Genomic DNA, 1,481 nt, shown 5'->3' with positions numbered 1-1,481 from the left:
CACCGCTTTTTCATTACCTATTCAGCCTTTTTCGCACCCTAAAATTGGAATCCACATTTTCTCATTACCTATCATAGCCTTTTCGCTCCCTAATCCGCCTCTCACAACTTTTTCATTACCAATTCCCAACACACAACCATCCCTCACCTCCTCGTTGATCAAAAAAAGGCGAGTAGCAAAATGCTTCTCACCCCCACAATTTTTAGATACTTTTCACAACGGCCACTCCAACTAGAATCCAGCCTAGTATAAATGCTAATCCTCCAAGAGGTGTAATGGCTCCAAGCTTCGTGATACCAGTAAGTGCCATCGCATATAAACTACCTGAAAACAAAATAATCCCTACTAAAAAACTCCAGCCTGCTACCGTTAATAATTGATTTGAAGCAAACTTTAATGTTAAAAGACCAACTAACAAAACGCCTATCCCGTGAATCATATGATATTGAACACCTGTTTGGTAATTCTTTAACATTCGTTCTGAAATCTTTCCTTCTAAACCGTGAGCACCAAAAGCTCCTATCGCTACTACTAATGCCATAAGAATGCTTCCTACTAACAAAAACACTTTAGCCATTTTTCTAAAACTCCTTCAGAGATGTTTTTTTCTATCTTGAACTACTCGCCACTTAGCTAACGCTTGAAGTGGGAGATTCTTGGGAACAGAGCGTACTTGCCAGCCGATTTCTTTGCCGACAGAGGTTTCTCTTATGGACCAAGCTATCCCCGTCGATTCCTACGGTTCTGTCTGTTGTTTAAGCCAAGTCGAAGGTTCTTACCCCTTCGGCTAGAATATTTTGGCTGGCATTGATATCTCGATCGTGATGTTTATGGCAAATAGAACACGTCCAATCCCTTATTTCAAGAGATTTCTTTCCATCTTGATGTCCACATTCGGAACAGATTTGACTAGATGGATACCACCTGCTTATTTTCACGATGGTTTTCCCGTACCATTTCGCTTTGTATTCTAATTTCGATACAAAGGCAGACCAAGATACATCCGAGATGGATTTGGCTAATTTATGATTACGCAACATTCCTTTGGTGTTCAAATCTTCAATACAGATCACATCGTGGTTTTTGATGATTTCTGTACTTAGTTTGTGAAGGAAATCGTCACGTTGATTCCTGACTCCTTCGTGCAATCTAGCCACTTTGCGTTTTTGCTTCTGATAGTTTTGGGCATCCAATAGATGAATACCCTTATTTTTGGCCTGTAACGCACGTCTTAAAAGTTTTCGCTGTTCACGTCTTAATTTCTTTTCCATTTTGGCTGTGAACGTATGATTGTCCATCTTGTGACCATCCGAAAAAACCGCAAAATCCTTGATGCCTAAATCTATACCGATAGATGATTCCGTTTTCTTCAAGGGCTGTACGTCTGTTTTGACTACAATGGATACATAAAACTTTCCGCGTGGATTTCGTCTGATTGTAGCGTTCAGAATACGCCCTTCAACCTCACGACTTTTGGCCTA

Annotated in this window: 2 protein-coding genes; both read right to left on the bottom strand. The window is 40.4% G+C overall.

What is annotated here, in order from left to right:
• Nucleotides 1-202: 202 nt before the first annotated feature.
• Nucleotides 203-577: a DUF423 domain-containing protein gene (locus tag BALCAV_RS20800; RefSeq protein WP_003321184.1), complete on the bottom strand. Its 375-nt coding sequence runs from the start codon at nucleotides 575-577 to the stop codon at nucleotides 203-205.
• A gap of 178 nt (nucleotides 578-755) precedes the next feature.
• Nucleotides 756-1,448, bottom strand: coding sequence for an RNA-guided endonuclease TnpB family protein (locus BALCAV_RS20795; RefSeq protein ID WP_412143237.1), 693 nt, complete (start codon nucleotides 1,446-1,448; stop codon nucleotides 756-758).
• Nucleotides 1,449-1,481: the final 33 nt, after the last annotated feature.

The organism is Alkalihalobacillus alcalophilus ATCC 27647 = CGMCC 1.3604 (assembly GCF_000292245.2).
GTDB lineage: Bacteria > Bacillota > Bacilli > Bacillales > Bacillaceae_D > Alkalihalobacillus > Alkalihalobacillus alcalophilus.
This window is presented reverse-complemented; position numbering and strand designations above follow the sequence as displayed.

What these genes read in the sequence shown, in the direction of transcription:
- BALCAV_RS20800 (WP_003321184.1), bottom strand. Translation starts at nt 577, where the DNA reads ATGGCTAAAGTGTTTTTGTTAGTAGGAAGCATTCTTATGGCATTAGTA.